22 protein-coding genes are annotated in these 26,783 nt (G+C 72.6%); 13 read left to right on the top strand and 9 right to left on the bottom strand.

The genetic code is table 11. The annotated features are described in order from the left end of the window. The first annotated feature begins 49 nt into the window (after positions 1-49). Both ACFYW3_RS14350 and ACFYW3_RS14345 read left to right on the top strand, forming a co-directional pair. A complete protein-coding gene (locus ACFYW3_RS14350) occupies positions 50-1,663 on the top strand; it encodes a fatty acyl-CoA synthetase (RefSeq protein ID WP_351754718.1) in 1,614 nt (537 codons plus the stop codon). Between the two features lie 186 nt (positions 1,664-1,849). Further along, the gene (locus ACFYW3_RS14345; RefSeq protein WP_389386406.1) at positions 1,850-2,317 is read left to right on the top strand and encodes a hypothetical protein; all 468 of its coding nucleotides are present in this window, start codon (positions 1,850-1,852) and stop codon (positions 2,315-2,317) included. On the opposite strand, the gene ACFYW3_RS14340 is transcribed toward ACFYW3_RS14345, so the two are convergent. Both ACFYW3_RS14340 and paaK read right to left on the bottom strand, forming a co-directional pair. After that, a complete protein-coding gene (locus tag ACFYW3_RS14340) occupies positions 2,274-3,095 on the bottom strand; it encodes a YhjD/YihY/BrkB family envelope integrity protein (RefSeq protein ID WP_351754714.1) in 822 nt (273 codons plus the stop codon). The genes ACFYW3_RS14345 and ACFYW3_RS14340 overlap by 44 nt on opposite strands. A gap of 156 nt (positions 3,096-3,251) precedes the next feature. Next, entirely contained in the window at positions 3,252-4,553 is a 1,302-nt protein-coding gene (gene paaK, locus ACFYW3_RS14335) for a phenylacetate--CoA ligase PaaK (protein WP_351754711.1), read from the bottom strand. Between the two features lie 313 nt (positions 4,554-4,866). On the opposite strand from paaK, the gene ACFYW3_RS14330 reads away from it, so the two are divergent. Both ACFYW3_RS14330 and ACFYW3_RS14325 read left to right on the top strand, forming a co-directional pair. Then, positions 4,867-5,319, top strand: a complete 453-nt coding sequence (locus ACFYW3_RS14330; protein WP_389386405.1) for a hypothetical protein — start codon at positions 4,867-4,869, stop codon at positions 5,317-5,319. Positions 5,320-5,439: 120 nt separating this feature from the next. Next, positions 5,440-6,090, top strand: a complete 651-nt coding sequence (locus ACFYW3_RS14325; RefSeq protein ID WP_389386404.1) for a DUF2278 family protein — start codon at positions 5,440-5,442, stop codon at positions 6,088-6,090. Positions 6,091-6,177: 87 nt separating this feature from the next. On the opposite strand, the gene ACFYW3_RS14320 is transcribed toward ACFYW3_RS14325, so the two are convergent. After that, on the bottom strand, positions 6,178-7,818 hold the full coding sequence (locus tag ACFYW3_RS14320; protein ID WP_389386403.1) for an acyl-CoA synthetase: 1,641 nt from the start codon (positions 7,816-7,818) through the stop codon (positions 6,178-6,180). Between the two features lie 174 nt (positions 7,819-7,992). Here ACFYW3_RS14320 and ACFYW3_RS14315 point away from each other — a divergent pair, with 174 nt between their 5' ends. The 5 genes from ACFYW3_RS14315 (at position 7,993) to ACFYW3_RS14295 (ending at position 12,469) form a co-directional block, all read left to right on the top strand. Continuing rightward, a complete protein-coding gene (locus ACFYW3_RS14315; RefSeq protein WP_389386402.1) occupies positions 7,993-8,793 on the top strand; it encodes a crotonase/enoyl-CoA hydratase family protein in 801 nt (266 codons plus the stop codon). Positions 8,794-8,892: 99 nt separating this feature from the next. Next, positions 8,893-9,879 carry a Zn-ribbon domain-containing OB-fold protein gene (locus ACFYW3_RS14310; RefSeq protein WP_389386401.1) on the top strand — a complete coding sequence of 329 codons (987 nt, stop codon included), beginning with the start codon at positions 8,893-8,895 and terminating at the stop codon, positions 9,877-9,879. Continuing rightward, a complete protein-coding gene (locus ACFYW3_RS14305; RefSeq protein WP_351754697.1) occupies positions 9,879-10,946 on the top strand; it encodes a thiolase domain-containing protein in 1,068 nt (355 codons plus the stop codon). The genes ACFYW3_RS14310 and ACFYW3_RS14305 overlap by 1 nt, the downstream gene beginning before the upstream one ends. After that, positions 10,943-12,109 (top strand): thiolase domain-containing protein, encoded by a 1,167-nt coding sequence (locus ACFYW3_RS14300; RefSeq protein ID WP_351754694.1) that lies wholly within the window; start codon positions 10,943-10,945, stop codon positions 12,107-12,109. The genes ACFYW3_RS14305 and ACFYW3_RS14300 overlap by 4 nt, the downstream gene beginning before the upstream one ends. A gap of 132 nt (positions 12,110-12,241) precedes the next feature. Further along, positions 12,242-12,469 (top strand): DUF397 domain-containing protein, encoded by a 228-nt coding sequence (locus ACFYW3_RS14295; RefSeq protein WP_389386589.1) that lies wholly within the window; start codon positions 12,242-12,244, stop codon positions 12,467-12,469. Between the two features lie 43 nt (positions 12,470-12,512). Here the strand turns inward: ACFYW3_RS14295 and ACFYW3_RS14290 are convergent, their stop codons facing one another. Further along, positions 12,513-13,697, bottom strand: coding sequence for a low temperature requirement protein A (locus ACFYW3_RS14290; RefSeq protein ID WP_351754688.1), 1,185 nt, complete (start codon positions 13,695-13,697; stop codon positions 12,513-12,515). A gap of 26 nt (positions 13,698-13,723) precedes the next feature. Here ACFYW3_RS14290 and ACFYW3_RS14285 point away from each other — a divergent pair, with 26 nt between their 5' ends. Then, positions 13,724-14,128, top strand: a complete 405-nt coding sequence (locus tag ACFYW3_RS14285) for an ACT domain-containing protein (RefSeq protein ID WP_053682050.1) — start codon at positions 13,724-13,726, stop codon at positions 14,126-14,128. Positions 14,129-14,275: 147 nt separating this feature from the next. Then, the gene (locus ACFYW3_RS14280) at positions 14,276-17,098 is read left to right on the top strand and encodes an ATP-binding protein (RefSeq protein ID WP_389386400.1); all 2,823 of its coding nucleotides are present in this window, start codon (positions 14,276-14,278) and stop codon (positions 17,096-17,098) included. A 124-nt stretch (positions 17,099-17,222) separates the two neighbouring features. Here ACFYW3_RS14280 and ACFYW3_RS14275 read toward each other — a convergent pair whose 3' ends face one another. Then, a complete protein-coding gene (locus ACFYW3_RS14275; RefSeq protein ID WP_389386399.1) occupies positions 17,223-18,449 on the bottom strand; it encodes a DUF6545 domain-containing protein in 1,227 nt (408 codons plus the stop codon). After that, entirely contained in the window at positions 18,446-19,009 is a 564-nt protein-coding gene (locus ACFYW3_RS14270; RefSeq protein ID WP_351754680.1) for a toxin-antitoxin system, toxin component, read from the bottom strand. The genes ACFYW3_RS14275 and ACFYW3_RS14270 overlap by 4 nt, the downstream gene beginning before the upstream one ends. A gap of 522 nt (positions 19,010-19,531) precedes the next feature. Between ACFYW3_RS14270 and ACFYW3_RS14265 the strand changes: the two genes are divergently transcribed. After that, positions 19,532-20,032, top strand: a complete 501-nt coding sequence (locus tag ACFYW3_RS14265) for a hypothetical protein (RefSeq protein ID WP_053682053.1) — start codon at positions 19,532-19,534, stop codon at positions 20,030-20,032. 65 nt (positions 20,033-20,097) lie between these two features. Here ACFYW3_RS14265 and kstD read toward each other — a convergent pair whose 3' ends face one another. Both kstD and ACFYW3_RS14255 read right to left on the bottom strand, forming a co-directional pair. Beyond that, positions 20,098-21,879 carry a 3-oxosteroid 1-dehydrogenase gene (gene kstD, locus ACFYW3_RS14260; RefSeq protein WP_389386398.1) on the bottom strand — a complete coding sequence of 594 codons (1,782 nt, stop codon included), beginning with the start codon at positions 21,877-21,879 and terminating at the stop codon, positions 20,098-20,100. Between the two features lie 259 nt (positions 21,880-22,138). Then, positions 22,139-23,263, bottom strand: coding sequence for an aminoglycoside phosphotransferase family protein (locus tag ACFYW3_RS14255; RefSeq protein WP_389386397.1), 1,125 nt, complete (start codon positions 23,261-23,263; stop codon positions 22,139-22,141). Positions 23,264-23,494: 231 nt separating this feature from the next. Here ACFYW3_RS14255 and ACFYW3_RS14250 point away from each other — a divergent pair, with 231 nt between their 5' ends. Beyond that, a complete protein-coding gene (locus ACFYW3_RS14250) occupies positions 23,495-24,979 on the top strand; it encodes a hypothetical protein (RefSeq protein WP_389386396.1) in 1,485 nt (494 codons plus the stop codon). Between the two features lie 122 nt (positions 24,980-25,101). Here the strand turns inward: ACFYW3_RS14250 and ACFYW3_RS14245 are convergent, their stop codons facing one another. Continuing rightward, entirely contained in the window at positions 25,102-26,529 is a 1,428-nt protein-coding gene (locus ACFYW3_RS14245; RefSeq protein WP_389386395.1) for a PP2C family protein-serine/threonine phosphatase, read from the bottom strand. Positions 26,530-26,783 lie beyond the last annotated feature (254 nt).

Raw genomic sequence — 26,783 nt, 5'->3', positions numbered from 1 at the left:
GGGTATCCCGGTTGTTGACCTCGGGTGGGGGAGGGGGAAGGATCGCGCCATGACGCCACAGGGAGCCATGAGGCCGGACGGAGCCATGAGGCCGGACGGAGCCGTGACGCCGGGGGACGCCTCGACCGCCGGGGATGCCGTGACGGCCGGGGGGTCGGGGCGAGCGGTCCGAGAGAACACGGTCGACGGGCTGCTCCGCGACAGCGCCCTGCGGGTCCCCGACCGGGTGGCGCTGCGCTACCGCGAACGGACCTGGACGTACGCGGAACTCGACGCGGCCGTCACCACCGGCGCCGCCGTCCTGCGCGACCGGTACGCGCTGTCCGCCGGCGACCGGGTCGCGACCTACGCCCACAACTCCGATGCCTACCTCATCGCCTTCCTCGCCTGCGCACGCGCCGGGCTCACGCACGTCCCCGTCAACCAGAACCTCACCGGCGAGGACCTCGCGCACATCCTGGGGAACTGCGCGAGCGCGCTCGTGCTCGCCGACCCGGACCTCGCCGGCCGGATCCCCGCCGGACACGCCGTGCGCGCCCTGCGCGACGCCCCGGCCTCCTTCCTCACGGAGTTGGACGAGCCGCTGCCCTTCGCCCCGGACCGGATCGCGGACGCCGTGGTGCAACTGCTCTACACCTCCGGGACCACCGCCCTGCCCAAGGGCGCGATGATGACCCACCGCGCACTGGCGCACGAGTACGAGAGCGCCATCGCCGCCCTGGACCTGGCCGAGACGGACCGGCCCGTGCACGCGCTGCCCCTCTACCACTCGGCGCAGACGCACGTCTTCCTGCTGCCCTACCTGGCGGTGGGCGCGGAGAACACCGTCCTCGACGCGCCGGTCGCGGGAGACATCCTCGACCTGGTGGAAGCGGGCCGGGCGGACAGCCTCTTCGCGCCGCCGACGGTGTGGATCGGGCTGGCCAACCACCCCGGGTTCGAACGGCGGGACCTGGGCGCGCTGCGCAAGGCCTACTACGGGGCCTCGATCATGCCGGTGCCCGTTCTCGAACGGCTGCGGGCGCGACTGCCGGGGCTCGCGTTCTACAACTGCTTCGGGCAGAGCGAGATCGGCCCGCTGGCCACGGTGCTGGGGCCGGCCGAACACGAGGGCCGGATGGACTCGTGCGGGCGGCCGGTGCGCCACGTCGAGGCGAAGGTCGTCGACGAGGACGGAGCCGACGTCGCGGACGGGGTCGCGGGCGAGGTGGTCTACCGCTCGCCGCAGTTGTGCCTCGGCTACTGGAACGACCCCGAGGCGACCGAGAAGGCCTTCCGGGACGGCTGGTTCCGCTCCGGGGACCTCGCCGTACGGGACGCGGAGGGCTACTTCACCGTCGTCGACCGAGTGAAGGACGTCATCAACTCGGGCGGGGTGCTGGTCGCCTCCCGCCAGGTGGAGGACGTCCTGTACACCCACCCCGGGGTGGCGGAGGCGGCCGTCGTCGGCCTGCCCGACGAACGGTGGATCGAGGCGGTCACGGCGGTGGTGGTGCCGCGCGGGGAGGTCGCGGAGGCGGAGCTGATGGCGTACGCCCGCGACAGGCTCGCCCACTTCAAGGCCCCCAAGCGGGTGCTCTTCGTGGACGCGCTGCCCCGCAATGCCAGCGGAAAGATCCTCAAGCGCGAACTCCGGGACCGCTTCGGCGGCCAGGGCGTCTGACGGGTGGCGTGCGGCGTGTGGCGGGCCGGAGCGCCGGAGCGGCGGAGCGGCGGACGGGAAGCCCGGCGCCGGCGCACCGCACGCGATAAAAGGGTGCCGTACAGGACCCCGCGGCGGTAGGTTCACGCCGGCGGGTGACGGGGGGACAGGACCCCGCGGGGCCGGCGACACCAGGGGGCGACGCCGATGATGTTCGGTTACTCGGACGAGTGGTGGGTGCTGCTGCTGTACCCGGTGGTGCTGTGGGTGCCGTTCGGGCCGTTCGCCATGCTCTGGCTGGGGGTGTGGTGCGCCCGCGCGCCCGGTTGGCGGCCTCGACTGTGGTCGGTGCTGATCCCGCTGATCCCCGTCCTGACCTCGGCGGTCTTCATGACGTTCCCGCTGAGTCGGTGGGAGTGGACACTCCGGGCGGATGGTGCCAAGGAGCCGCCGGAGCACTGGGACGACTTCCTCGGCTACCTGCTCGTGTACATCGGGGGCATCACCGTCCTGCCGTGGCTGCTCGGCTACGGCGTCACGCGCCTGCTGCGCTTCGTGCGGGCCCGCCGGGTACGCCCCGGGGAGGGTGAGCCGCGCACGACGCCGGAGGGGGACGCGGCGCGGACACCCCCTACTCCGGCGGAAGGCCCGAGCGGTGGAGCCGGCGGAGGGTGAGGCGTTCGTGGAGCAGGCGGCCGACGAGGGCGCCGCCGTAGACCACGAAGCCGACCCCGACCAGCCAGGACTGGACGACCAGCAGTGTGCCGAAGGGGCCGTACGTCACCGCGTTCGAGGCGATCAGCGGGGAGAACACCAGTTGCGAGAAGACCCGGAGCCCGAGCAGGCCGATGCTGGTGGCCACCGCTCCCGGGAGCAGGGCGCGCCAGCGGACGCGCCCGCCCAGCAGGAGTCGCTGGGAGGACCAGAAGAACAGCACGGTGCCCACCAGGTCGGTGATCGTGCCGACCACACTGCCGATCACGTCGTGTGGCGGTGAGGGGATCCCGACGAGCATCGCGAGGTAGCAGACCAGCAGGGCGAGCCACACCACGTGCCGCCACATGGTGTGCCAACGGGCCGTGGGCAGGTCCCACACCTTCTCGTAGCCGGTCTGCACGGCCGAGCCGAAGGTCAGGCCGAACACGGCGAGCGCGGCGAGCCCGAAGGCCGTCGTCCGTTCCAGCGCCAGATCCGCGGATCCGAACAGGACCTCGACCCGGGCCCGCGAGGAAGCCGTCACGCCGAGGGCCTGGCCCAGCCAGCGGCCGAAGCCGTATCCACTGCCGGGGGCGGCGGCCGCGACGACCACCAGCAGCGGCACCAGGGTGAGGAACCCGAGGGCGGCGAAGCCCATCGCCCGGTGCATCAGCTCCATCTCACGACCCCGGCTCCAGGCCAGCCCGGCGAGGGAGGCCTGGAAGCGGTCGTGCAGCAGCCGGGGCTTCAGGGTCACGCACACTGGCCTACCCGGGAGCACCCTGGGCCCTCCCGCGCGTACGCGCAAGTGGGCTCGAAGGGGTGGTTTCCGGCATCCACGCGGCTGACGGGACCGGGCGGACGCGTGCGGAGCCGTCCCGGCGCCCCGTGCGGAGCCGTCCCGGTCACGGCACTAGGGTCTGGCGCGCAGGTCCCGTACCCGCTTGATCTTGCCCACCGAGCGTTCCAGGGTCTCCGGGTCCACCACCTCCACGCGCACGGACACCCCGATGCCCTCCTTGACGGCGCGGACCACCTCGGCGGCCGCTTCCTCGCGGCGGTCGCGATCGACGCCCCGCCGGGCCTCCACCCGTACGGTCAGGGTGTCCAGGCGGCCCTCGTCGGTCAGCCGAAGCTGGAAGTGCGGGGCCAGGCCCGGGACGCGCAGCAGGATCTCCTCCACCGCGGTGGGGTAGAGGTTCACCCCCCGCAGGATGATCATGTCGTCGCTGCGGCCGGTGACCTTCTCCATCCGGCGGAAGGCGGGCCGGGCCGTCCCCGGCAACAGCCGCGTCAGGTCCCGGGTCCGGTACCGGATGATCGGCATGGCCTCCTTGGTGAGCGAGGTGAACACCAACTCGCCCGGCTCCCCGTCCGGCAGCACCGCCCCGGTCAACGGGTCGACCACCTCCGGGAGGAAGTGGTCCTCCCAGATGTGCAGGCCGTCCTTGGTCGACGCGAACTCCTGGGCCACGCCCGGTCCCATCACCTCGGACAGGCCGTAGATGTCCACGGCGTCCATGTCCAGCCGTTCCTCGATCTCCCGCCGCATCCCCTCCGTCCACGGCTCCGCACCGAAGATCCCCGTACGGAGCGAGGTGGAACGGGGGTCGATGCCCTGGCGTTCCATCTCGTCCAGCAGGGTGAGCATGTAGGACGGGGTCACCATGATGACCTCCGGCCGGAAGTCCTGGATCAGCCGCACCTGGCGGTCGGTCATGCCGCCCGAGGCGGGCACGACCGTACAACCGAGCCGCTCCGCGCCGTAGTGCGCGCCGAGCCCGCCGGTGAAGAGGCCGTAGCCGTAGGCGACGTGCACGATCTGACCGGGGCGACCGCCCGCCGCGCGGATGGACCGGGCCACCACGTCGGCCCAGGTGGACAGGTCCCCCTCGGTGTAGCCGACGACCGTGGGGCGTCCGGTGGTCCCGCTGGAGGCGTGGACGCGCCGCACCTCGGAGCGGGGCACGGCGAACATCCCGAAGGGGTACTGGTCGCGCAGATCGGACTTGGTGGTGAACGGGAAGTGGGCGAGGTCGGCCAGGGACCGGCAGTCGTCCGGATGCAGACCGGCCTTGTCGAACGCCTGCCGGTAGTGGGGCACGTTCTCATAGGCGCGGCGCAGGGTCGCGCGCAGCCGCCTCAACTGGAGAGCGGCCAGCTCGTCGCCGCTCAACCGCTCGCTCTCGTCATGGATGTCCGCGTACGCCCTCATGCCGTCACCTCATCGCCTGCCAACCGACCGATCATTCGGTAGAGTGCCAGGCCCCCGGCGGTTAAATCAATGACTCGAACGAGTGATCGCCTGTTTTCCCTCGGCGGGCGACAGCGCAGGATGACACCGCAGGGTGACTGCGCAGGGTGACACCACGCCCTTGAGCGCCCCCGGCTCCCGCCCACCGCACCGGCTCCCGCCCACCGCACCGACGCGGGCCGGAGTGCCGACGCCGAGCCGCCGTGCCACGCTGAAGCAGAGGTTCTCGCCGGCCTGCACCCCAGGCCCGACGCCGCGACCCAGGGAGATCGAGATGGCCAGTGACCCCGTCGGACACCGGGCGGGGCACGTGCACACGAGCCCCACGCACGCGCCCGCCTCCGGTACCACCCTTGTGGCGGCAGCCCTGATGATCGTCGGCGGGGTGATGGCGGTCCTCGAAGGGATCGCCGCCGTGGTCAATGACGACCTGTTCGTCGTCACCCGCCACTACGTCTACGAATTCAGCGGGACCGGCTGGGGCTGGGTCCACATCATCCTGGGCGTGGCCCTCGTGATCGCCGGCTGCGCCGTGATCGGCGGCGCCCTGTGGGCACGCTACTTCGGCGTCGCCATCGCCAGTCTCGGCGTGGTGGCCAACTTCCTGTGGCTGCCGTACTACCCCTTGTGGGCCCTCGTGCTGATCGCCGTCAACCTCCTCGTCATCTGGGCCCTGTGCACCGGCATGCACCGCGAGGCGGACGCGGGCCGGGCCGCGACCGCCTGAGCCGGGTCGTCGCCGCGCCGCCCGGGAACCGGCCGCGCCCAGTCGTCACCGGCGGACGCGCGACCACCGAACGGGCCACCGGGGCCCACCCCGTGGTGCGCGGGGTGGTTCACTGGCGGCATGCCGCTCGAAGACTACGGAGTGTTGTCCGGAACGCTCCATCGCCATTTCCGCGACGAGCCCGACACCCAGGGGCGTTGGTACCACGTCAATCTGGAGGTCGACGCCCCCGAGGGTCGCCACCGGTGCGCGATCGACGTGGACAGCAAGGATTCCGCCACCGGCGTCCGATGGAAGGTGATCACCCTCGCCGCCTCGGTGGTCGATCCCGCGTCCGGACTGCCGCCCGGCTTCCACCACCTCGCCCGCACCTCGGGTTCGGGCGCCGTCGACTACCTGCGCCACCCCGCGCTGCGCCCTCGGACCGGATGCGGGATCGCCTGGCTCCGGGCGATCCTGGACCGGCTGAGCCCGCCGCGCCCGTGGGTCGCCGGCGACCATCTGGAAGCGTCGCGGGCACTGGAGTCGATCCTCGTGCCGGGCAGGGCGATCCTCGTCTTCGGGGAGCCCTTCTCCCACGGCGGCCTCGGCGTGCACAACGTCCATCAGAACCAGGGCGACCCGTACGGCAGCCAGTGGTGGGCCGAGAACGGGACCTGGCAGGACGGTGCGACGATGACCCGCCGCGACGACGGGCAGTACGACGTGTTCCTGTCGAGGTTCTCCACCCAGTCCGACCGCACCGACGGCGAGGGCCACCCGGTGGCGTGACCGTCGGCCCGCGCCCCGCCGGCCGGGGCATCCGCCCGGGCCGGCGCGATCCGCCCGGCCGATGGGGAACCGCCCGGCCGACGGGCGTCAGGGCGTCGCGTCCGCGGCGTCCGCCTCGGTGGCCACCGTCTTCGCCCAGCGGTAGTCCGCCTTGCCGCTGGGCGAGCGCTGGATCGCGGGGGCGATGACCAGTTGCCGCGGGATCTTGTACCCCGCCAGCCTGGTGCGGCAGTGGTTCTGTATCTCGTCCAGCGTCGGCTCGCCCGCCCCCTCGCGGACCTGGACCACCGCCGCCACGTGACTGCCCCACCTCGGGTCCGCCACACCGGCGACCAGGGCGTCGTACACGTCCGGGTGTGACTTGAGCGCCTGCTCGACCTCCTCCGGATACACCTTCTCCCCACCGGTGTTGATGCACTGCGAACCGCGACCGAGCACCGTGACGATGCCCCGCTCGTCCACGGTGGCCATGTCACCGAGCAACACCCACCGCTCCTCGCCCTTGCGGAAGAAGGTCTCCGCGGTCTTGGCGGGGTCGTTGTAGTACCCGAGCGGAACGTGCCCCCGCTGCGCCAGCCGCCCCGGCTCGCCCACCGGCACCGGTTCGTGCGTCACCGGATCCACCACCCGCGTACGGTCGTTGACCTCCAGACGGAAGCCGTTCTCCGGGCCGGAGTCGCTCGTGGCCTTCCCGTTCGACCCGGACTCGGAGGAGCCGAAGTTGTTCAACAGCATGACGTGCGGCACGAGCCGCTGGAACTCGGCCCGCACGGTCTCCGACATGATCGCGCCCGAAGAGGAGACGCTGAAGAGGGACGACAGATCGGTGCCCCGCAGCGGCCCGTTCAGGGCGTCGATGAGAGGCCGCAGCATCGCGTCACCCACCAGGGAGACGCTGGAGACCTTCTCCTTCTCGATGGTCCGCAGCACCTCCTCGGGCGCGTACTTGCGGTGGATCACCACCCGCTGCCCGTAGTTGAAGGCGATGAACGAGGTCAACGTGGACGTGCCGTGCATCAGCGGGGGAGCGGGGAAGAAGGTGAGCCCGGCGCCGCGCGCGGCCACCCGCTCGGCGAGTTCCTCCGGCCGCTTCACCGGTTCGCCGGACGGCTCCCCGCCGAACAGCCCCGCGAAGAAGAGGTCCTCGGCCCGCCACATGACGCCCTTGGGCATCCCGGTCGTGCCGCCGGTGTAGATGATGAACAGGTCGTCGGGGGAGCGCGGCGGGAAGCCGCGTTCGGGGGAGCCGGCCGCCGCCGCGTCCTCGAACGGGACCGGGGCGAGCGAGGGTTCGGGCGCCCCCTCGGGTGCCGTGCCGACCCGGATCAGGTGCCGGAGCCTCGTCGTCTGCGGCAGCGCGGCAGCCACCCGCTCGGTGAACTCGCCCTCGAAGACGAGCGCGGCGAGGTCGGCGTCGTTGTAGAGGTAGACCAGTTCCTCCTCCACGTACCGGTAGTTGACGTTCACCGGAACCAGTCGGGCCTTGAGACAGGCCAGTACGGTCTGGAGGTACTCGACCCCGTTGTAGAGGTGCAGCCCCAGGTGCTCGCCGGCCCGCAGCCCGCTGTCGAGCAGGTGGTGCGCGACGCGGTTCGCCGCGGCGTCCAACTCCGCGTACGTCAGGCGGTGCTCGGCGCCGGTCCCGGGGTGGTCCACGTACACCAGGGCCTCGCGGTCCGGGACCACGTCCACGACCGACTCGAACAGGTCGGCAAGGTTGTACTCCACCGTTCCTCCTGACCCGAAAGATCCCATGGGTGGGCTGCTCGGCGGTCATTAGAGCGCCGCCCATGCCAACTGGGAAGGGCGCGGGACAAGAAAACTGACTGTGTGTCAGAAAACTATTGAACTGCACTCGCCCCTCCTGCAACCTGTTCTAGGTCTTGAGACGGGAGGACGGCAATGGGTGGAACCGAACACCTGACCGTGGAACGCCGCGGAGCCACGCTGGTGCTCACCATGAACAGACCGGAAGCGAAGAACGCGCTCTCGCTGCCGCTGTTGGTGGGCCTGTACGACGGCTGGCTGGAGGCGGACGCCGACGACGCGATCCGCTCCGTGGTCCTGACGGGCGCGGGCGGCGACTTCTGCGCGGGCATGGACCTGAAGGCGCTGGCCGGGAAGGGCATGGCGGGCGATCAGTACCGGGACCGCCTGAAGGCCGACCCCGACCTGCACTGGAAGGCCATGCTCCGCCACCACCGACCGCGCAAACCGGTGATCGCGGCGGTCGAGGGGTACTGCGTGGCCGGCGGCACCGAGATCCTTCAAGGCACCGACATCCGGGTCGCCGGCGCGGGGGCCACCTTCGGGTTGTTCGAGGTCAAACGCGGCCTCTTCCCGATCGGCGGCTCGACCGTGCGGCTGCCCCGGCAGATCCCCCGCACCCACGCGCTGGAGATGCTGCTCACCGGACGGCCGTACCCGGCCGAGGAGGCCGCGCGGATCGGGCTCATCGGGCGGGTGGTGCCCGACGGCACGGCGCTGGACGCGGCCCTGGAGATCGCCGAGCGGATCAACGCCTGCGGCCCGCTGGCCGTCGAGGCCGTCAAGGCCTCCGTCCACGAGAGCGCCGAACTCACCGAGACGGAAGGACTGGCCGCCGAACTCGCCCGCGGTTGGCCCATCTTCGACACGGCCGACGCGAAGGAAGGGGCCCGGGCCTTCGCCGAGAAGCGGCCTCCGGTCTACAAGCGCGGCTGACCCCTCACGCGCCGGACGCCGACGCGGCTGACCCCTCACGCCCCGGACGCCGACACGTCCACCGTCCCCCACCGCCCCGGAGAAACCGGAGACCCCTCCATGACAGCAGCCGCGTCCCCCCCCGAGGTGCTGCGCGCACCCCTCGTCGTCGAGTTCCCCTTCACCCGCTCCCTCGGGCCCGTTCAGAGCGCCTTCCTCACGGGCCTGCGCGAACGCGTCGTCCTCGGCGTCACGACGTCCGACGGCAAGGTGATGGTCCCGCCCGTCGAATACGACCCCGTCACCGCCGACGAGATCCGCGACCTGGTCGAGGTGTCCGCGACCGGGACCGTCACCACCTGGGCCTGGAACGGCGAACCGCGCCCGCAACAGCCCCTCGCCACCCCCTTCGCCTGGGTCCTCGTCCGCCTCGACGGCGCCGACACCGCGATCCTGCACGCCCTCGACGCCCCCGGACCCGAGTCGGTGGCCACCGGCATGCGGGTCCGGATCCGCTGGGCGACGGACCGCGTCGGGGCCATCACCGACATCGCCTGCTTCGAACCGGACGACACCCCCGCCGACCCCACCGACGCCCCTCAGGCCTCCCCTCGGGCCGCTCCGCACGACGGTGTCTTCACGGACGCGGTTACCGGCATCGTCGCCGAGGCCCGCCTGGACTACACGTACAGCCCCGGACGCGCCCAGACCGCCTACATCAACGCCCTCTCCGAGCGGCGGACCGTCGGCGAGCGCTGCCCCTCCTGCCACAAGGTGTACGTGCCCCCGCGCGGCGCCTGCCCGACCTGCGGAGTGGCCACCACCGACCGGGTCGAGGTCGGCCCCGCCGGAACGGTCACCACGTACTGCATCGTCAACATCAAGGCGCGCAACCTCGACATCGAAGTCCCCTACGTCTACGCCCACATCGCCCTCGACGGCGCGGACCTGGCCCTCCACGGGCGGATCGGCGGCATCCCCTACGACCAGGTCCGCATGGGCCTGCGCGTGGAACCCGTGTGGACCGAGGGCGGTCGCCACCCCGACCACTACCGCCCCACTGGCGAACCCGACGCGGACTACGACGTGTACAAGGAGCTCATCTGATGGCCAGGACGAGCAGGCACGCGCGCGACGTGGCCGTCGTCGCCTTCGCACAGAGCGACCACCGGCGCGACACCGACGAGCTGAGCGAAGTCGAGATGGTCATGCCGGTCCTGCACCGGGTGCTGGCCCGGACCGGACTGAAGACCGGCGAGATCGGCTTCACCTGCTCCGGCTCCAGCGACTACCTGGCGGGCAGGGCCTTCTCCTTCACCATGACCCTCGACGGGGTCGGCGCCTGGCCGCCGATCTCCGAGTCGCACGTGGAGATGGACGGCGCCTGGGCCCTCTACGAGGCCTGGGTCAAGATCCAGACGGGGGAGGCCGACACCGCGCTCGTCTACGCGTACGGGAAGTCCTCGCCGGGATCGGTGCGCGACGTCATGACCCGACAGCTCGACCCCTACTACCTCGCCCCGCTCTGGCCCGACTCCGTGGCCCTGGCCGCCCTCCAGGCCCGGGCGCTGATCGACGCGGGCGAGACCGACGAGCACGCCCTCGCCGCCATCGGAGCCCGCAGCCGGACCTCCGCCGAGACCAACCCGCACGCCCAACTCAGGGGCCCCGTACCCCAGGGCGAGTACCAGGTCGCCCCGCTGCGCACCGGGGACTGCCCCCCTGTCAGCGACGGCGCGGCCGCCGTCATCCTCGCCGCCGGGGACGTGGCCCGGGGGCTGTGCGAGCGGCCCGCCTGGATCACGGGCATCGACCACCGCATCGAGGCACACGGCCTGGGGCTGCGCGACCTCACCGACTCCGTGTCCACCCGGATCGCCGCCGAGCGGGCCGGGGTCTTCGAGGGGCCGGTGGACACCGCCGAACTGCACGCGCCGTTCTCCTCCCAGGAGGTGGTGCTCCGCAAGGCGCTCCGGCTCGGCGACGAGGTGAGCGTCAACCCGTCCGGCGGGGCGCTCGCAGCCCACCCGGTCATGGCCGCCGGCCTGATCCGCATCGGCGAGGCCGCCGCCCGCATCCACCGCGGCGAGTCCGACCGGGCCGTCGCCCACGCCACCTCCGGTCCCTGCCTCCAGCAGAACCTGGTCGCCGTCCTGGAAGGGGACCGAACATGAGCAAGGAGCCCGTGGCCGTCGTCGGCATCGGCCAGACCAAGCACGTCGCCGCCCGACACGACGTGTCCATCGCCGGACTCGTCCGGGAGGCGGCGGTACGCGCCCTGGAAGACGCCGAGTTGACCTGGGCGGACATCGACGCCGTGGTCATCGGCAAGGCCCCCGACTTCTTCGAGGGCGTGATGATGCCGGAGTTGTACCTGGCGGACGCCCTCGGCGCGGTCGGCAAACCCATGCTGCGCGTCCACACGGCCGGCTCGGTGGGCGGCTCCACCGCCCTGGTCGCCATGAACCTGGTGGCGGCCCGCGTCCACCGGACCGTCCTGACCCTCGCGTTCGAGAAGCAGTCCGAGTCCAACGCCATGTGGGGGCTCTCCCTCCCCGTGCCCTTCCAACAGCCGCTGCTGGCGGGAGCCGGCGGGTTCTTCGCGCCGCACGTGCGCGCGTACATGCGGCGCACCGGAGCTCCCGACACGGTGGGCTCGCTCGTCGCCTACAAGGACCGGCGCAACGCCCTGAAGAACCCGTACGCACACCTGCACGAGAGCGACATCACCCTGGAGAAGGTCCAGGCCTCGCCCATGCTGTGGGACCCGATCCGCTACTCCGAGACCTGCCCCTCCTCGGACGGGGCCTGCGCGATGATCCTCACCGACCGGGAGGGGGCCGCGCGGTCGCCGAGGCCGCCGGCGTGGGTGCACGGCGGCGCCATGCGCAGCGAGCCGACACTGTTCGCCGGCAAGGACTTCGTGTCCCCGCAGGCCGGCAAGGACTGCGCGGCCGACGTCTACCGGCAGGCGGGCATCTCCGACCCCCGACGGGAGATCGACGCGGTGGAGATGTACGTGCCGTTCTCCTGGTACGAGCCGATGTGGTTGGAGAACCTGGGCTTCGCGGCCGAGGGCGAGGGCTGGAAACTCACCGAGGCCGGGGTGACCGAACTCGACGGGGACCTGCCCGTCAACCCGTCGGGCGGTGTCCTGTCCACCAACCCGATCGGCGCCTCAGGCATGATCCGCTTCGCGGAGGCGGCGCTCCAGGTCCGCGGCCAGGCCGGCGAGCACCAGGTCGCGGACGCCCGGCGGGCGATGGGGCACGCCTACGGCGGCGGGGCGCAGTTCTTCGCGATGTGGCTGGTCGGGGCCGAACAGCCGACCGGCTGAACGGAATCCGATGCCCGGGCGGGGCGCCGGGCCGGCCCCCGGTGACCCGTCGCGGCCTGTGCGACACCCGCCGGCGTGGTTAATCTTGCCCTCGGACGACGTACCGGGAGGAGCACGCACGTGGCCGAGAGCATGACTTCGCAGCCCCTCGCAGGCTGGGACAAGCCCGACCTCGATCTCAGCGGGGCGGACTGGCGGTCGAGCAGCCGGGGGGCGGGTGACGTTCAGATCGCCTTCGTGGAGGGGTTCATCGCGATGCGCAACAGTCGCAGGCCCGACAGCCCGTCGCTGATCTTCGCGCCGGACGAGTGGCGCACGTTCGTCCTGGACGCGCGGGGCGGCGAGTTCGACCTGACGTAGGCGCCGCCGTCGGGGGGCGGAGCCGCCGCCCCCCGACGCGGCCCTACGAGGAGACCGGGGACGGTCGACGCAGCCGCCACACCAGGGGCCACCACAGCGCGAGCACCAGCAGCCACACCAGATGCCCGGCCCTGGCCTCCCGGGCCATGAGGCCCACCGCCAGGACCAGGGCCAGCGGCGGGCCCGTCAACAGCAGCGCCCACGGCGCGCTCCGTCCCGAGCAGGCCACCGCCGCACCCGCGATGACGAGGTACACGGCGAGGCTCCCGCACATCAACCACCGCACCCGTTCCGGCACGGCCGTGTCGGTGTACGCGACCGAGTCGCCCAGGGCCGCCGCCAGCGCCGCCACCGACCCCGCCACGAAGCAGTGCAGCGGCAACGCGAGCCGTACGGGCACGACGCCGGGGGCCAGCAGCGGGACCCCGTCCGAGCCGTGCCTCAGCGACAGCGACCACAACAGGATCAGCAGCAGGAAGGCGCCGGTCCCCACCGCGTACAGCGCGGAGTCCCACTCCACCTCCGAGGCCTCGGACACCGTCTGCGCGATCCCCTCGCCCAGCACGATCAGCACGAACAGGCCCAGCCGTTCCCCGAGATGCGGTGCGTCGGTGTACGCGGCCCGCAGCTTCCGCGGCGGCCGGTGCCCCGTCCACACCGAGACGTCCTCGTCCGCGTCCCCCGCCCGGCCCGCCGGGGCCTTCGTGGACACCGCGAACATCACCACCAGGTCGATGGCCAACCCGAGCGCCCACAGCGCGTACCGGGCGGTGCCGTCGAACCACATCGACACCACCCACGGCGTCAGCCCCAACCCCAGGCGGGTGATCGGCAGGTCCGCCACGTACTCCCGGCGCCGTTCCCAGGCCTTCCCGGCCAGCGATCGCACGAGGATGTAGGCGAGCGCGAACGCGGCGGCCTGTTCCCCCTCCCGCACCCCGTGAACGGCGGCGGCCATCACGGCCAGCCCGAACATGCCGGCCAGCACCCTCCACACCCGGACCTCGTCGCGCGTGACGTTCCCGTAGACCGTGAACAGCATCCAGCCCGTCCAGAACGCCAGGAACATCACCGCGTACAGCCCCAGATCGGCCCACGCGGGACCGCCGTGCAGCAGATGCGCCAGCTGTGCCACGCCGGCGACCGCCGTGAGGTCGAAGAACAGCTCCAGCCAGGAGGCGTGACGCTCGCTCTGCTCGTTCTCCGCCGGGGGCGCCGAATCGGTCATATGGGGATGATAGGTAGGGTGGGTCCATGAGTGGAGAGAGCGACCTGCGGAAACTGCTGAGCGGCATGCGACCGGAGCTCAACGAGGGGACCTACGTCTTCTGTACGGTCCCGGGCCCGACCGCGCCCGACGGGATCACCCCCGTCGCGACCGTCCTGGAACCCGAGGGCCTCACCCTCGTCCTGCGCCGAGAGGACGCCGACGCGGCCGGACTCGCCTACGACTACACCGCCGGATGGATCACCCTGCGCGTGCACTCCGCCCTCGACGCGGTCGGTCTCACCGGAGCGTTCGCCGCCGAACTCGCCGCACACGGCCTCAGCTGCAACGTCATCGCCGGATACCACCACGACCACCTGTTCGTGGCCGCCGAGCGCGCCGCCGAGGCGGTCGCCGTACTGGAAGGGCTGGCGGTCCGTTCGGCGCACTGAACGGGCGCCTCCCGGAGGGTCGGAAAAGTTTCCGATCTTTCCCGACCATCGACCTGTCACCGCGTGCGCGCGGGCGTACTCTGATGCCCCGAACAGGCCTGGGGGGTACCAGTCATGACGGACCGCCGGACCCGTACACGGCGCACGATGTTCGAACGCGAAGCGGAACTCGCCACCGTGGAAGAGGCCCTGGAGCAGCTCACCGCACCGGGCACGGACGGCCGCGGGGCGACCGGTGCCCTGCTCGCCTTCTCCGGCCCGGCGGGCCTCGGCAAGACCACCCTGCTCACCGAGGTCCGCCGCCGCGCCCACGCCCGCTCCTGCACCCTGCTGGCCGCCCGCGGCGGCGAGCAGGAGCAGAGCCAGCCCTTCCACGTCGCCCGCCAGCTCATACAGCCCCGGCTGGCCGGCCACACCGAAGCCGAACTGCGCGAGTCCCTCGGCAGTTGGTACGCCATCGTCGGCCCGGCCCTCGGCCTGTGCGCCCCCGAACAGGGCGCCCCGCCCGACCCCCAGGGACTGCGCGACGGCCTCGACTGGGTCCTCACCCACCTCACCGTCCAGCGCGCCCCCGTCGTCCTCGTCCTCGACGACGCCCACTGGGCCGACCCCGAGTCCCTCGGCTGGCTCGCCGCCTTCGCCCCGCGCGCCGAACACCTTCCCCTGCTGCTCGTCGTCGCCTACCGGCCCGACGAACTCCCCGCCCACGCCGAAGCCTTCCGTACACTGCCCGGCCGGGCCGGACAACGCCCGCTCTCCCTCGCCCCGCTCAGCGCCGGCGCCGTCTCCACCCTGATCCGCGAGACCGTCGGCGACCACGCGGACGACGCCTTCTGCCGCGAGGCCTGGGCCGTCACCACCGGCAACCCCTTCGAGGCCGTCGAGCTCACCGCCAGGGTCCGGGACAAGGGCCTCGACCCCGTCGAGGCCAGCGCCCCGCTGCTGGCCGACCTGGCCGCCGCGCAGCGCGGCAGCGGGCTCGTCGCCCGCCTGCAGAGCCTGGGTCCCTCCACCGTCCGCTTCGCCTGGGCCTGCGCCGTCCTCGGCACCGCGATCCCCCAGGACATCGCCGCCCGCGTCGCCGGCCTCGGCACCGAGGAGGCCGTCGACGCCACCGGACGACTGCGGGACGCCCGCATCCTGTCGGGCGCCGCCGATCCCGTCGGCGGCGAAGAGCCCTTCACCGGACTGGAGTTCGTCCACCCGCTGATCGCCACCGGCATCTACCGGGCCATCCCGGACGCCCTGCGGGTCGCCCTGCACGGCAAGGCCGCGGCCGCCGTCGTGGACGCCGGCCTCGGCCCGTCCGCCGCCGCCCGCCACCTGCTGGAGACCCACCCCGAAGGCGACCCCTGGGTGGTGCGCACCCTGCGCGAGGCCGCCGGCGAGAACCTCCGCGCCGGCGCCCCCGAGGCCGCGCGCCGCCAACTCGCCCGCGCCCTGCGCGAACCCCCGGACTTCGACGAACGCGCCGCCGTCCTCTACGAACTCGGCTGCGCCTCCCTGCTCACCGAGCCCGCCAACACCGTCAACCACCTGCGCGCGGCCCTCGCCGAGCCCTTCGACGACCCCGCCCTGCGCCAGGGCATCGTCATCCGGCTCGCCCAGGTGCTCTCGCACAGCGACCGGCTCGCCGAGGCCTCCGACTCCCTCGCCCGGGAGATCCCGTACACCCACGATGTACGGGCCCGACTGCGCCTGCAGTCCGAGCAGTTCATGTGGGACGCGTTCAACGCCGCCGAACCCGACTCGCCGGCCCGCTCCCGCCGACTGACCAAGCTCGCCGACCGGCTCACCGGCCGCGACCTCACCGAGCGGTACGTCATCGGCCTGCGCGCCTGGGACGCCTGCCTGCGCGGCGAACCGGTGGACGTGGTCCTGCACCACGCCGGCCGGGCCCTGACCACCCACTTCAGCTGGGCCCACGAGGACCGGGGCTTCGAGGTTCCCGTCCTCACCGCCATGGTCCACATGTACGCCGACCGGCCCTGGCGCGCGGAGGAGCTGTTCGAAGCCGGCACCGCCGAGTTCGAGCGCCAGGGCTGGCGCGGCGCCCACCTGTCCTTCGCGTACAGCCTGCGCGCGTACATCCGGTACCGGCGCGGACGGCTGGTGGAGGCGGAGGAACTGGCCCGCGCCGGACTGCGGCTCGCCGAACGCGTCGGGCGGCGCACGCCCGTGCACTGGTACGCCATCGCCATCCTCGTCACGACCCTGCTCGCCCGCGGGCGGGTCGACGAGGCCTGGAAGCTGGCGTGCGAACACGAGTACGCCGAGCCCTTCCCGGCGGCCGTCGTCTTCCCGGACTCCCAGACCGTGTACGCCGAACTCCTGCTGGCCCGCGGTGACACCCGGGAGGCCGTCGCCGAACTGGAGTCCGTCGACCGGCGGTTGACCCCGCGCGGCATCCAGAACCCGTCCTGGTGCCCGTGGCAGCTCCTCCTCGCCAAGGCGGTCGCGGCCGAGGACCCGACCAGGGCGCGCACCCTCGCCGCCGACGCGGTCCGGCGGGCCCGCGCCTTCGGCGCCCCCTCCGGCATCGGCCAGGCCCTGCGGGTGGCGGCCGAGGTCGCGGAGCCCGCCGACCGCACCGGGCCGCTCACCGAGGCGGTGTCCGTCCTGTCCGCGTCCCCGGCCGGATACGAGCTGGCCCGCGCGCTGGCCGCCCTGGGCACCCACACCGGGGACGCGGACACGCTCGCGCGAGCGGTGGCCACGGCCCGGGAATGCGGGGCCGACGGCCTGGAACGGACCGCGACGCGGACCCTGCTCGCACTGGGCGGCCCCGTGCCGCGGGAAACGGCCTGGCAGACCGCGCCGACCGAGGAGGAACTGAAGGCGGCCCGGACCGTGGTCGCCGGGCACCCGGCCCCGTCGCCCTGGGAGCTGTCCGCCGCGTACCGCAAGCTCGGCACGGATCGCCCCGGACTGCCGGAGGCACTGGAGGCGTACGACAGCGCCACCCGCTGAGCGGCCGGCCGGCCGGCCCGCACCGGACACCGCGACCCGGCAATCCTCTCCGGCCACGGCACTGGGCCGTCTCTTCCGGATCCTGCCTGACCCGCGCCGCCCGGCAAGATCCGAAAGGGACGGCCTAGCCGAGGCCGGAGTCGCCGGCCCGACCGACCCGCGCCGGCTCTCCGTACGACACCTCGCGGGCGCGGAAGGCCGCGACGGCGGGGGAGCGGCGCAGTGCCCGGGAGACCGCCACCAGGTTCGGGACCTCGGTCGCGTCGCCCTCGGGAGCAGCCGGCGCCCGCGACCCGCCGGACCGCCCCGCACCCGCGTTCGAGAGACGGTGGATCGCGGCGACCACGGCCACGGCCTCGGCGGTCGCGGCGGCCCGCGCCGGGCTCTCGCGCCGGGCGACGGCCTCCTGGAAGGCCGTGCGCCGCACCTCGGGATCCAGGTAGGGCTGGAGCTTGAGCAGTCCGTCGTTGATCCGGGTCCGGCGCTGGACGAGCCGCCGGCTCAGCGAGGAGCGCCGGGGAAGTCTCAGGCCGCTGCCGTCGATGACGGCCAGTTCGTCCGCGAAGGCGCCCAGGGAGCGGTACTGCCGGAAGTCCTGCCAGAGCCGCTGGAGCGCCTCGCCGGCGTGCGGCAGGACGAAGCCCGCCGCGACGAACACCGCGCACACCGAGGCGACGGGCGGCGCCACGTAGGTGCTGAGCCAGTCCAGGTCGTGGCCCGTCCAGCGGGCGATCACCGCCGTCAGCTTCACGGTGTCGTAGCAGACGTTCAGCAGGAACCCGACGACCAGGAGCAGCAGCCCCGCGCGCAGCCACCCCGAGACCTGCCGCAGCCAGGTCCAGGTCACCGAGGCCGTGATCACGCAGGCCACGGTGTGGGCGAGCAGGTAGAGGAGGATGTGCTCGCGCATCCAGGGCGTGGTGGCGTAGTACGTGTCCAGGTCCCGCAACCGCTCGACCGGCACGTCCGCGAGGGCGAAGGTGCCCCACAGCCCGGCGACGGCCGCGCAGTAGACGAGGCCGATGACGCGCGTGGTCCGCCGGACCCGCAGCGGATCGCCGCCCCGCCAATGGATCACCATGACCAGGCACGAGGCGCAGAAGAGCGTGAGCACCGTGTAGACGACCGGGGCCGCGAAGTTGCTGATCCCCGAGACACGGTTCATCGTCGCCAGGGTTTCCGGCCGGCCGAAGTAGAACACCCCGGAACCCAGCACGAGCAGGCCGCCGACGTTGCGCACGTTGGGATCGATCCGCCAGAAGCGGATCATGACCGGCAGCCGGATCGCGAAGGCGAGGGTGAGGATCGCCGCCGGGATCAGGTACGGGATGTAGAAGGCGTCGGACGTCACCGGAACCCGATCGGTCCGCGGCCACCGAGGGTGTTGCCGATGCGACCGGCGACATCGTCGCGCCAGGCGGCGCCGGGGGCGGTGTCCGAGGCCGAGGGGGCCAGCCACCCCCGGCAGCGGTCCCCGAGCAGCAGCCCGAACGTCTCGGCCTCCATCTCGTCCGCGTCCTCGTAGTGGGAACGCGCCGCGACGGTGGCGTACGTCAGGTCGGGGCTGCCCGGCAGCGACCTGGCGGCCGCGGCGGGACCGAGACCGGGCACGCTCCCGTGTCCGGCCCGCATGTGCCACAGCTCGTGCCCCAGGATGACGAGCTGGTGGTCCGGCGTCGTGTGCTTCTCCACCACGACGATGTCGTAGTCCTCCATGTTCAGCCACAGCCCCGACGTGGTGAGCTCCGACGGGAACCGTTCGAAACGCAGCAGGATCGGTCGCCCGCCGCGCAACGCGCTCATCGCGTCGCACAGCGCACGGAAGAGGGCGTGCGGTTCAGCGGTCGACCCCACGTCGAGCGACGTGGTCAGCGCGTTGCACAGCTTGCGCATGGACCGGGCCACGCTCATGCTCCCCCCTCCCCTGTGGACTCCTCGAACACCGCGGACGACGACGCGCCGACGGTTCCGAGAAGCAGTGTCCCCCGGGCCGGGGCGAGGGCCTCCCCCACACGACGGATGGATACCGGTCCGTGACGCCGCCCCGGCGGCCGGCCTCCGGTGCGCGCGGGCGTCTGAGCGGGTGTCACGGCGGGAGACGGAACGGACTCGGCCATCTGCCTGCCCTTCCTCGGACCAGCGGCCGATCGTCGATGTGCACGTCGCCGACAAGGGTAAGTCGTTGAAATCGCAAGATCCATACCGGTCAACGCCCGAAGTCGGGTCGCACGCGACCGGAGGGCGCACGACGGACACCGCGCGCCGGTGACGTCGATCAAGGGAGCGACCGGTCCCGCACGGGTGAAGCGGAAGGAACGGGGGAGGCCGTCGGACGGGGCGACGGCTCGGGACGCTCCGCGCGGCGGGCGCGGGGCCGGGTCGGATGAGGGGGCCCGGGGCCGGAAAAGGGTCCCGGCCACGTACCATGGCGGCATGTCCTTCCTCCGCCGCCACCGCGCCGCCACACCCGCCGGCCCGGACTTCGACGTCCTGGCCATGGACCCGGGGGACTGGCCGGGCAACCTCGGGGCCGGGCTGCTCCCCGCCCCCGACGGCAGCTGCCAGGGCGTCTTCCTGCGCTACGACCTGTTCGGCGGTCGCGGCCCCGCGATGATCATCGGCAATCTTCCCGAGGGCTCGCCCGCCCGGGACCTCGCCGACAAGCAGGTCCCCTTCGAGGTGGCCCAGCTCCTCGACGCCCTGGAGAACGACGAGGACGTCGAGGTCACCGGAGTCGAGGACTGCCCCGTCATGCAGGGCGACAACCTCCTCATCGTGCGCAAGGTCAAGCTGTCGGAGTCCCGCATCTCCTGCGTGCAGTTCGACCGCAGTGACAACGTGCTGGTCACCATCGCCAGCTGGGACCGCCCGATCACCGACGACCTCTACGCCCTCCTGAAGCCGCTCCCGGCCGAGCTCTTCCAGCAGGGCTGACCTCCGGCCGCCCGCCGCGGCGCCCCGGCCCGGCCGGCAGCGGGCAGGCGGCCCCGTGCCCTGCCTCAGGCGTCCGCGATGTCGTTCGCCGCCACGTACCCGAACGTCATCGCGGGGCCGATCGTCGATCCGGCCCCCGCGTAGCTGTGCCCCATCACCGCCGCGCTCGCGTTGCCCGCCGCCCACAGGCCCCGGATCACCGAACCGTCGGCCCGCAGGGCCCGCGCCCGGGCGTCGGTGACGATGCCGCCCTTCGTCCCCAGGTCGCCCGGCACGATCTTGAAGGCGTGGAAGGGCGGCGCCCAGATCGGCGCCAGGCACGAGTTCGGCTGGACGTTCGGGTCCGTGTAGTAGTGGTCGTACGCCGTGTCACCCCGATGGAAGTCGGCGTCGTTCCCGCTCCACGCCTGCGCGTTGAAGCGGTTGAGGGTCGAGCGCAGCGCACCGGCGGGCACCCCGATCTGGTGGGCCAGCGCGTCCCAGGTCCACGCCTTCTTCGCCGCGCCCGACTGGTACCAGGAGTCGGGGAAGACGAAGGTCGGCAGGATGTCCTTGAACAGGTACTTGTTGCGGTAGTTCTGATCCACGATCAGCCAGGCCGGTATGTGCGAGCCGACCGCTCCCCGATCCTTCTCGTACATCACGTGCACCACGTCGCTGTAGGGCGCCGCCTCGTTGACGAACCGCGAGCCGTTCCCGTTGACGATCAGCCCGCCCGGCAGGGTCCGTTCGGCCAGACAGAAGTACGGCTCACCGGGCAACGGGATCGACGGCCCCCACCAGGCGTCCTCCATCAACCCCAGCGCCGCGCCGGCGCGCTGCCCCGCGCGGATCCCGTCGCCGGTGTTCTCCTTCGCACCGACCGACCACTGGGTGCCGATGGGCTGTTGCTGGTACTGGGCCCGCATCTGCGCGTTGTGCTCGAAGCCGCCCGAGCCGATGATCACGCCCTTGCGCGCCCGCACGGTACCCCGTACGCCCTCCTTCTCCACCACCACGCCGGTGACGGCCCCGCCCTCCTGGACCAGGTCCACCAGGGGGCTGTTCAACCACACCGGGACCCCCGCCCGTTGGAGGCCGGCCCGCAGCCCGGCCGCGAGGGCCTGGCCCATGGTCAGCGGCTTCTCCCCGCGCAGCGCGGCCTTCGTGCCGCGCGCCAGGCACTCCGCGGACACCGCCAGGCCCTTGGCGCTGACGGCCGCGAGGTTGAGCCACTTGTAGTCCTGGCTGAAGACGACCATCCCGGCCGGCACCGGCATGTACGCCGGGTTCAGGCGGGCCAGTTCGGCGCCGAGGACGTTGCCGTCGATCTGGTCGGGCTCGATGGAGCGGCCGTTGGGCAGCCCGCCGGGCAGGTTCGGGTAGTAGTCGCTGTAGCCGTCCATGAAACGGAACCTCAACGGGCTGTTCGCCATGACGAAGTCCAGCATCCGGGGGCCGTTGGCGAGGAAGGCCCGCTGTCGGTCCGCCGGCACCTCGGGCCCCACCACCGCCGAGAGGTACGTGGCGGCCTTCGCCGGAGTGTCGGGCACACCGGCGCCCAGGATCACCGAGTTGTTCGGCAACCAGATGCCCGCGCCCGACCGGGCGGCCGACCCGCCGAAGGTGGGGGCCTTCTCGACCACCAGTACGCTCAGACCCCGCCCGGCGGCGGTGAGCGCGGCGGTCATTCCGGAAGCGCCGGAGCCGACCACGACGACGTCGTACTCGCCGAGCGGATCGCCGTCGGCGGCCCGGGCGACGGCCCCCGGCAGCACGGTGGCGGCGAGTACGCCGGCTCCGGTCCCGGCGAGGACGGTCCGGCGGGAGGGCAGGGCGGGGCGTGCGGGATCGGGGCTCGCGGACATGGCAGGCTCCAGCGGGTCGGGGAAGCGGGCGTGTCCGGCATGTCTGATGCCGAGTCAGAAAAGGTCTTCGGGGGATCATGTGAAGTCAAGGCATCCGGCGCCGCCGCTTCCCGCACGATCCGCCGCCGCTTCCCGCACGACCCGCCGCCGCTTCCCGCAGGACCCGCCACCTTCCCCGGGGCGATCCGCCACCGACCCCGGACGCGCGGAGGTCCCACGGCGGTGACCGCCGTGGGACCTCCCTGCGCGACCGTCCGCGTCAGCGCGTGCCGACCGCCGCGCGCACCGCCCTGCGGGCCATCCCGCAGTCGTCGTGCAACCGTCGCAGCAGCAGGCGCTGCTCCTCGCCCGAGGACAGGGAGCCCGCCGGCGTCGACTGGGCGGGGGCGGGCGCCGACATCGAGCGCTGCACCGCCGTCTCGGACATCCGGATCTCCCGCGTCAACACCAGCATCAGGTTGACCAGGAAGGCGTCCCGCGCCGCGGGACCCTGCTGCTGCGCCAGCCGGCTGATCTGACCGCGGGCGGCCGGGGCGTCGCCCAGCACGCTCCACAGGGTCGCCAGGTCGTAGCCCGGCAGGTACCAGCCCGCGTGTTCCCAGTCGAGGAGCACCGGACCGGCGGGGGACAGCAGCAGGTTGGACAGCAGGGCGTCACCGTGGTTGAACTGCCACGGGGTGCCGGCGAGCTTCAGGCCGTGCAGCAGCTTCTGCAGGTCCCCGAAGTCCCGGTCGGTCAGCAACCCCAGCTCGTGATCACGGGTGATCCGCCGGGCGTAGTCCATCGGGTGTCCGAACAGTTCGGGCGCCGGACGCCACTGGTTCACCCGGCACACCGCCCCGAGGGCCGCCCGGACGTCGGCCCGCGGCGGGGCCTCCACCGGGTGCCGCTGGAGCGCGGCGACCCGGCCCGCCATCCGCTCCACGACGAGTACGCAGTTCTCCGGGTCGGCGGCGATCAGGCGGGGCACCCGGACCGGCGGACGGTTGCGGACGAACGTCCGGTACGCAGCTATTTCGTGCCGGTACCGCTCGCGCCATTCGGGCGAATGGTCCAGTAACACCTTCGCGACGGCCGTCATCCGCCCGGTGGTGCCCACGAGGAGGACCGAGCGACCGCTGCGACGCAGCACCTGCACGGGTGCGAACTCCGGACAGATCCGTTGCACCGAGGCGAGCGCGGTGCGCAACTGCGCCCCCTGCGGCCCCGAGAGGTCGATTCTCCCGCTCGGCGGCTGGGTCCCGGTGCCCGGCATCCGCCGGGTCCGAAGGGCGCCCTGGGGCAGGTTGGCCGGGCGGCCGGGTTCGAGGTAGGGGCCGCCACCGGCCGGGAGCGTACGGTGCGGCCGGACCGGTGCGGACACGGAGGTCGTTGCTGCGTACATGGCGTTTACAGTTCCCTTCGTGCGCCGACGAGTTGCGTACGCCGCCCCGCCGGATCCCGTGCTTCACCCTGGGGAGTTCCGTCGGTGACCGGGTCGGGGAGGCGCATTCCTACCTGACACCCGAGCGTGGGTGGCGGACCATCTTGCGTGCCCTGGCGAAGCCTGGCGAATAGTCGCTGGGCATCTGACGGGGGGCTACTGTCAACTCAGCCGAGAACCTGGGGGCTTGACGTGAGCAAAGGTCCAAACACCCGTCTGAACGACCTGTTCGGCCTGGCCGGCTGGTCGAAGGGCGAACTGGCGAGGATGGTCAATCGGCAGGCGGCGGCCATGGGTCACCACCAACTGGCCACCGACACCTCGCGGGTGCGGCGCTGGATCGACATGGGGGAGACCCCGCGCGAACCGGTGCCCACGGTACTGGCAGCACTGTTCACCGAGCGGCTCGGTCGTGTCGTGACCATTGAGGACCTCGGGTTCGTACGGCAGCGGCGCACCTCCAAACGGCAGCCCGACGGGGCGCAGGAGAACCCCGACGGAGTGCCCTGGGCGCCCGAACGCACAGCCGCGGTCCTCACCGAATTCACGGGAATGGACCTCATGCTCAACCGTCGCGGCCTGATGGGCGCGGGAGTCGCGCTCACCGCAGGAACAGCCCTCAGCAACGCCATGTACGAATGGCTGCACACCGATCCCGCCGCCAAGGACGCGCAGCGTTTCGGAGACAACGCCTACCAGGCCGACCAGGCGGGCTACGACCGCTACGAGGCCGCCCCCATCGGTTCCCAGGAGATCGAGGCACTGGAGCGTTCCGTCGAGGTGTTCCGCGCCTGGGACGCCTCCAGGGGTGGCGGACTCCAGCGCAAGGCCGTCGTGGGCCAGCTCAACGAGGTGGGCGGCATGCTCGCCTACCGCCACCCCGACCACCTCCAGCGCAGACTGTGGGGGGTGGCGGCCAACCTGGCGGTCCTGGCGGGCTGGATGTCGCACGACGTCGGTCTCGAACCCACCGCGCAGAAGTACTTCGTGATCGCCGCCCACGCGGCGCGCGAGGGCGGCGACCGGCCGCGCGCCGGCGAGGCCCTGTCCCGGGCCGCCCGACAGATGGTCCACCTCGGTCGGCCGAACGAGGCCCTCGACCTGATGAAGCTGGCGCAGTCCGGCTCCGGGGAGCAGACCCTGCCGCGCACGCGCGCCATGCTCCACACCATCGAGGCCTGGGCCCAGGCCGCCATGGGCAAGGGGCAGGCCATGCGGCGCACCCTGGGCGAGGCCGAGGACCTGTTCGTCTCCGACAAGGGCGACGTGCCGCCTCCGTCCTGGATGCAGCACTTCGACGAGGCCGATCTGCACGGCATGCAGGCCCTGGCCTTCCGCACCCTCGCCGACCACGACCCCTCGGCCGCGCCGATCGCCCAGCGGCACGCCCACGAGGCGCTGCGGCTGCGTGCGCAGGGGCACCAGCGGTCTCAGATCTTCGACTACATCTCCATGGCCTCGGCCTGCTTCATCGCCGACGACCCGGAACAGGCCGACCGCTACGCCCGCCTGGCCCTGGTCTCGATGAACGAGACCTCCTCGCACCGGACATGGGACCGACTGCGCGAGATGTACCGCCTCACCGGCCAGTACGCCGGGTACGCGCGCATCGAGGACCTGCGCCAGGAGATCGAGTCGGCCCTGCCGAACAGCCCCGTGGCACCAAGGCCGGTGTGAGGTCCGCGCCGCAGGCGTCGGGGCCGGCGTACGAGGCCGCACCCACTGCCGCGGGCACACGGGAAGGGCCGCGCCCGGGGCGCGGCCCTGAAGGAAACGAAGGAGGCCCTGTCCGGACGCCCCTACGCTCCGACCCGGGCGACCAGCACGCCGGCGTCGCCGTCGCGCTCGTGCTCGCCGAACTCCTCGGTGACCACCCGCAGGCACTCCTGCGCCGACCGGGCCGTGGCGAGCTCCGGCGCGAGCGCCAACAGCCGCTCGGTACCGTCCGCTTCGGCGAGCCCGAAGCCGCTCGGGGTCAGCCCGTCCGTGCGCAGGACGAGTACGTCGCCGGCCTCCAGTCGTTCCTCGGCCTGCCCGTACACGGCGCCGGGGGGCGCCCCCAGCAGCACGCCCTCCGGCGGTCGCAGGGAGCGCCCGCGGCCGCGACGGAACAGCAGGGGGGCGGGGTGTCCGGCCTGGGCCCAGGACAGCAGTCGGCGGGCGGGATCGTAGCGGCAGCAGACGGCCGAGCCGAGCGCCGGTTGCGCGGAGGTGTCCAGGAGCTGGTTGAGCCAGCCCATCAGGGGGCCCGGCTCGATCCCGGCCATCGCCATCCCGCGCAGAGCGCCGAGGAGCATCGCCATCCCGGAGGTGGCGGCCACCCCGTGTCCCGTGAGGCCGCCGACCGTCAACAGCGAACGGCCGTCGGGTAGTTCGAGTGCGTCATACCAATCCCCGCCGATCGGCGCGCCGGTCGTGGAGGGCAGGTGGCGCGCGGCGACGTCCAGCGCGCCGGTGCTGTCGTGCGGGAACCGCAGGGAGCCGCGCCACGGGGGGAGCACGGCTTCCTGCAGCTCGACCGCCAGCCGGTGCTCGGTCTGCGCGATGTCCCGGCGGCGTTGCAGCGAGTCGTGCGACTCGCGCACCGCGCGCTGGCTTCGGCGCAGTTCACTCACGTCCCGCAGCACGGCCCACATGGAGGCCGTGCAGCCGTCGGAGTCGAGTACCGGCTCGCCCCTCATGTGCAACGTCCGGACACGGCCGTCGGCCCGGACGATGCGGAACTCGCCGTCGATCGGTTTGCCGTCCACCAGGCAGTCGGTGACCATCGCGGTCAGGGCCGGCTGGTCCTCGGAGAACAGGGTCGACCCCAGTTCGTCGAGGGGCAACGGTCCCGCCTCGGGGGACCGGCCGAAGATCTGGAAGAGTTCCTCGGACCAGGTCACCGCGTCGGTGAGCAGGTTCCACTCGGCGCTCCCGACCCGGGTCGGCGGTTCCTCGGGCAGGGTGTCGGGCGCCCCTCGCGGGAGCTCGACGAGCTCCTCGGGTGCGGGCGGCAACCCTTCCTTGAGTTGGCCGAGGTGCCGGCCGAGGTCGTCGAGGTGGTGCACGGCGAGGTCGCACAGCGCCCGTTGCCAGCGGCCCCGCGCGTCGTCGTCGTCCGCGACCGCGTCGCGGCGCACCGCGTTCACCTCGCCCCGCAGTCGCCGGGTCTGTGAGATCAGGGCGTCCACCGGTCCCGGCTCGGGAGGCTGCGCGGGACGGTCCGCGTAGAGATGGGACGGCATGAGGACTCCGATACAGGCGCGGCACGGCCAGGTCTGAAAGAAGGACCGGCATCGACTGTGGCACAGCCGGCGGGGGGTCGTAAGCGGTTTGGCAACATCTGTTAGAGCCTTGCCCGGGGCATATGCTCGCGGCCTCCCGGACGCGCCGAGGCTGTGCGAACGAATCCGGTCAACCCTTCCGGCGTCCCTGGGGCGGACCCGCGTCGGAGGGGCCGTGCCCGAGTGGCGGGACCCGGCCGGAAATCGGCCCCCGG

Source organism: Streptomyces sp. NPDC002602 (assembly GCF_042889445.1).
In the GTDB taxonomy this organism is placed as follows: domain Bacteria; phylum Actinomycetota; class Actinomycetes; order Streptomycetales; family Streptomycetaceae; genus Streptomyces.
Note: the sequence above shows the minus strand (reverse complement) of the source record. Positions and strands in the feature narration are given on the sequence as shown.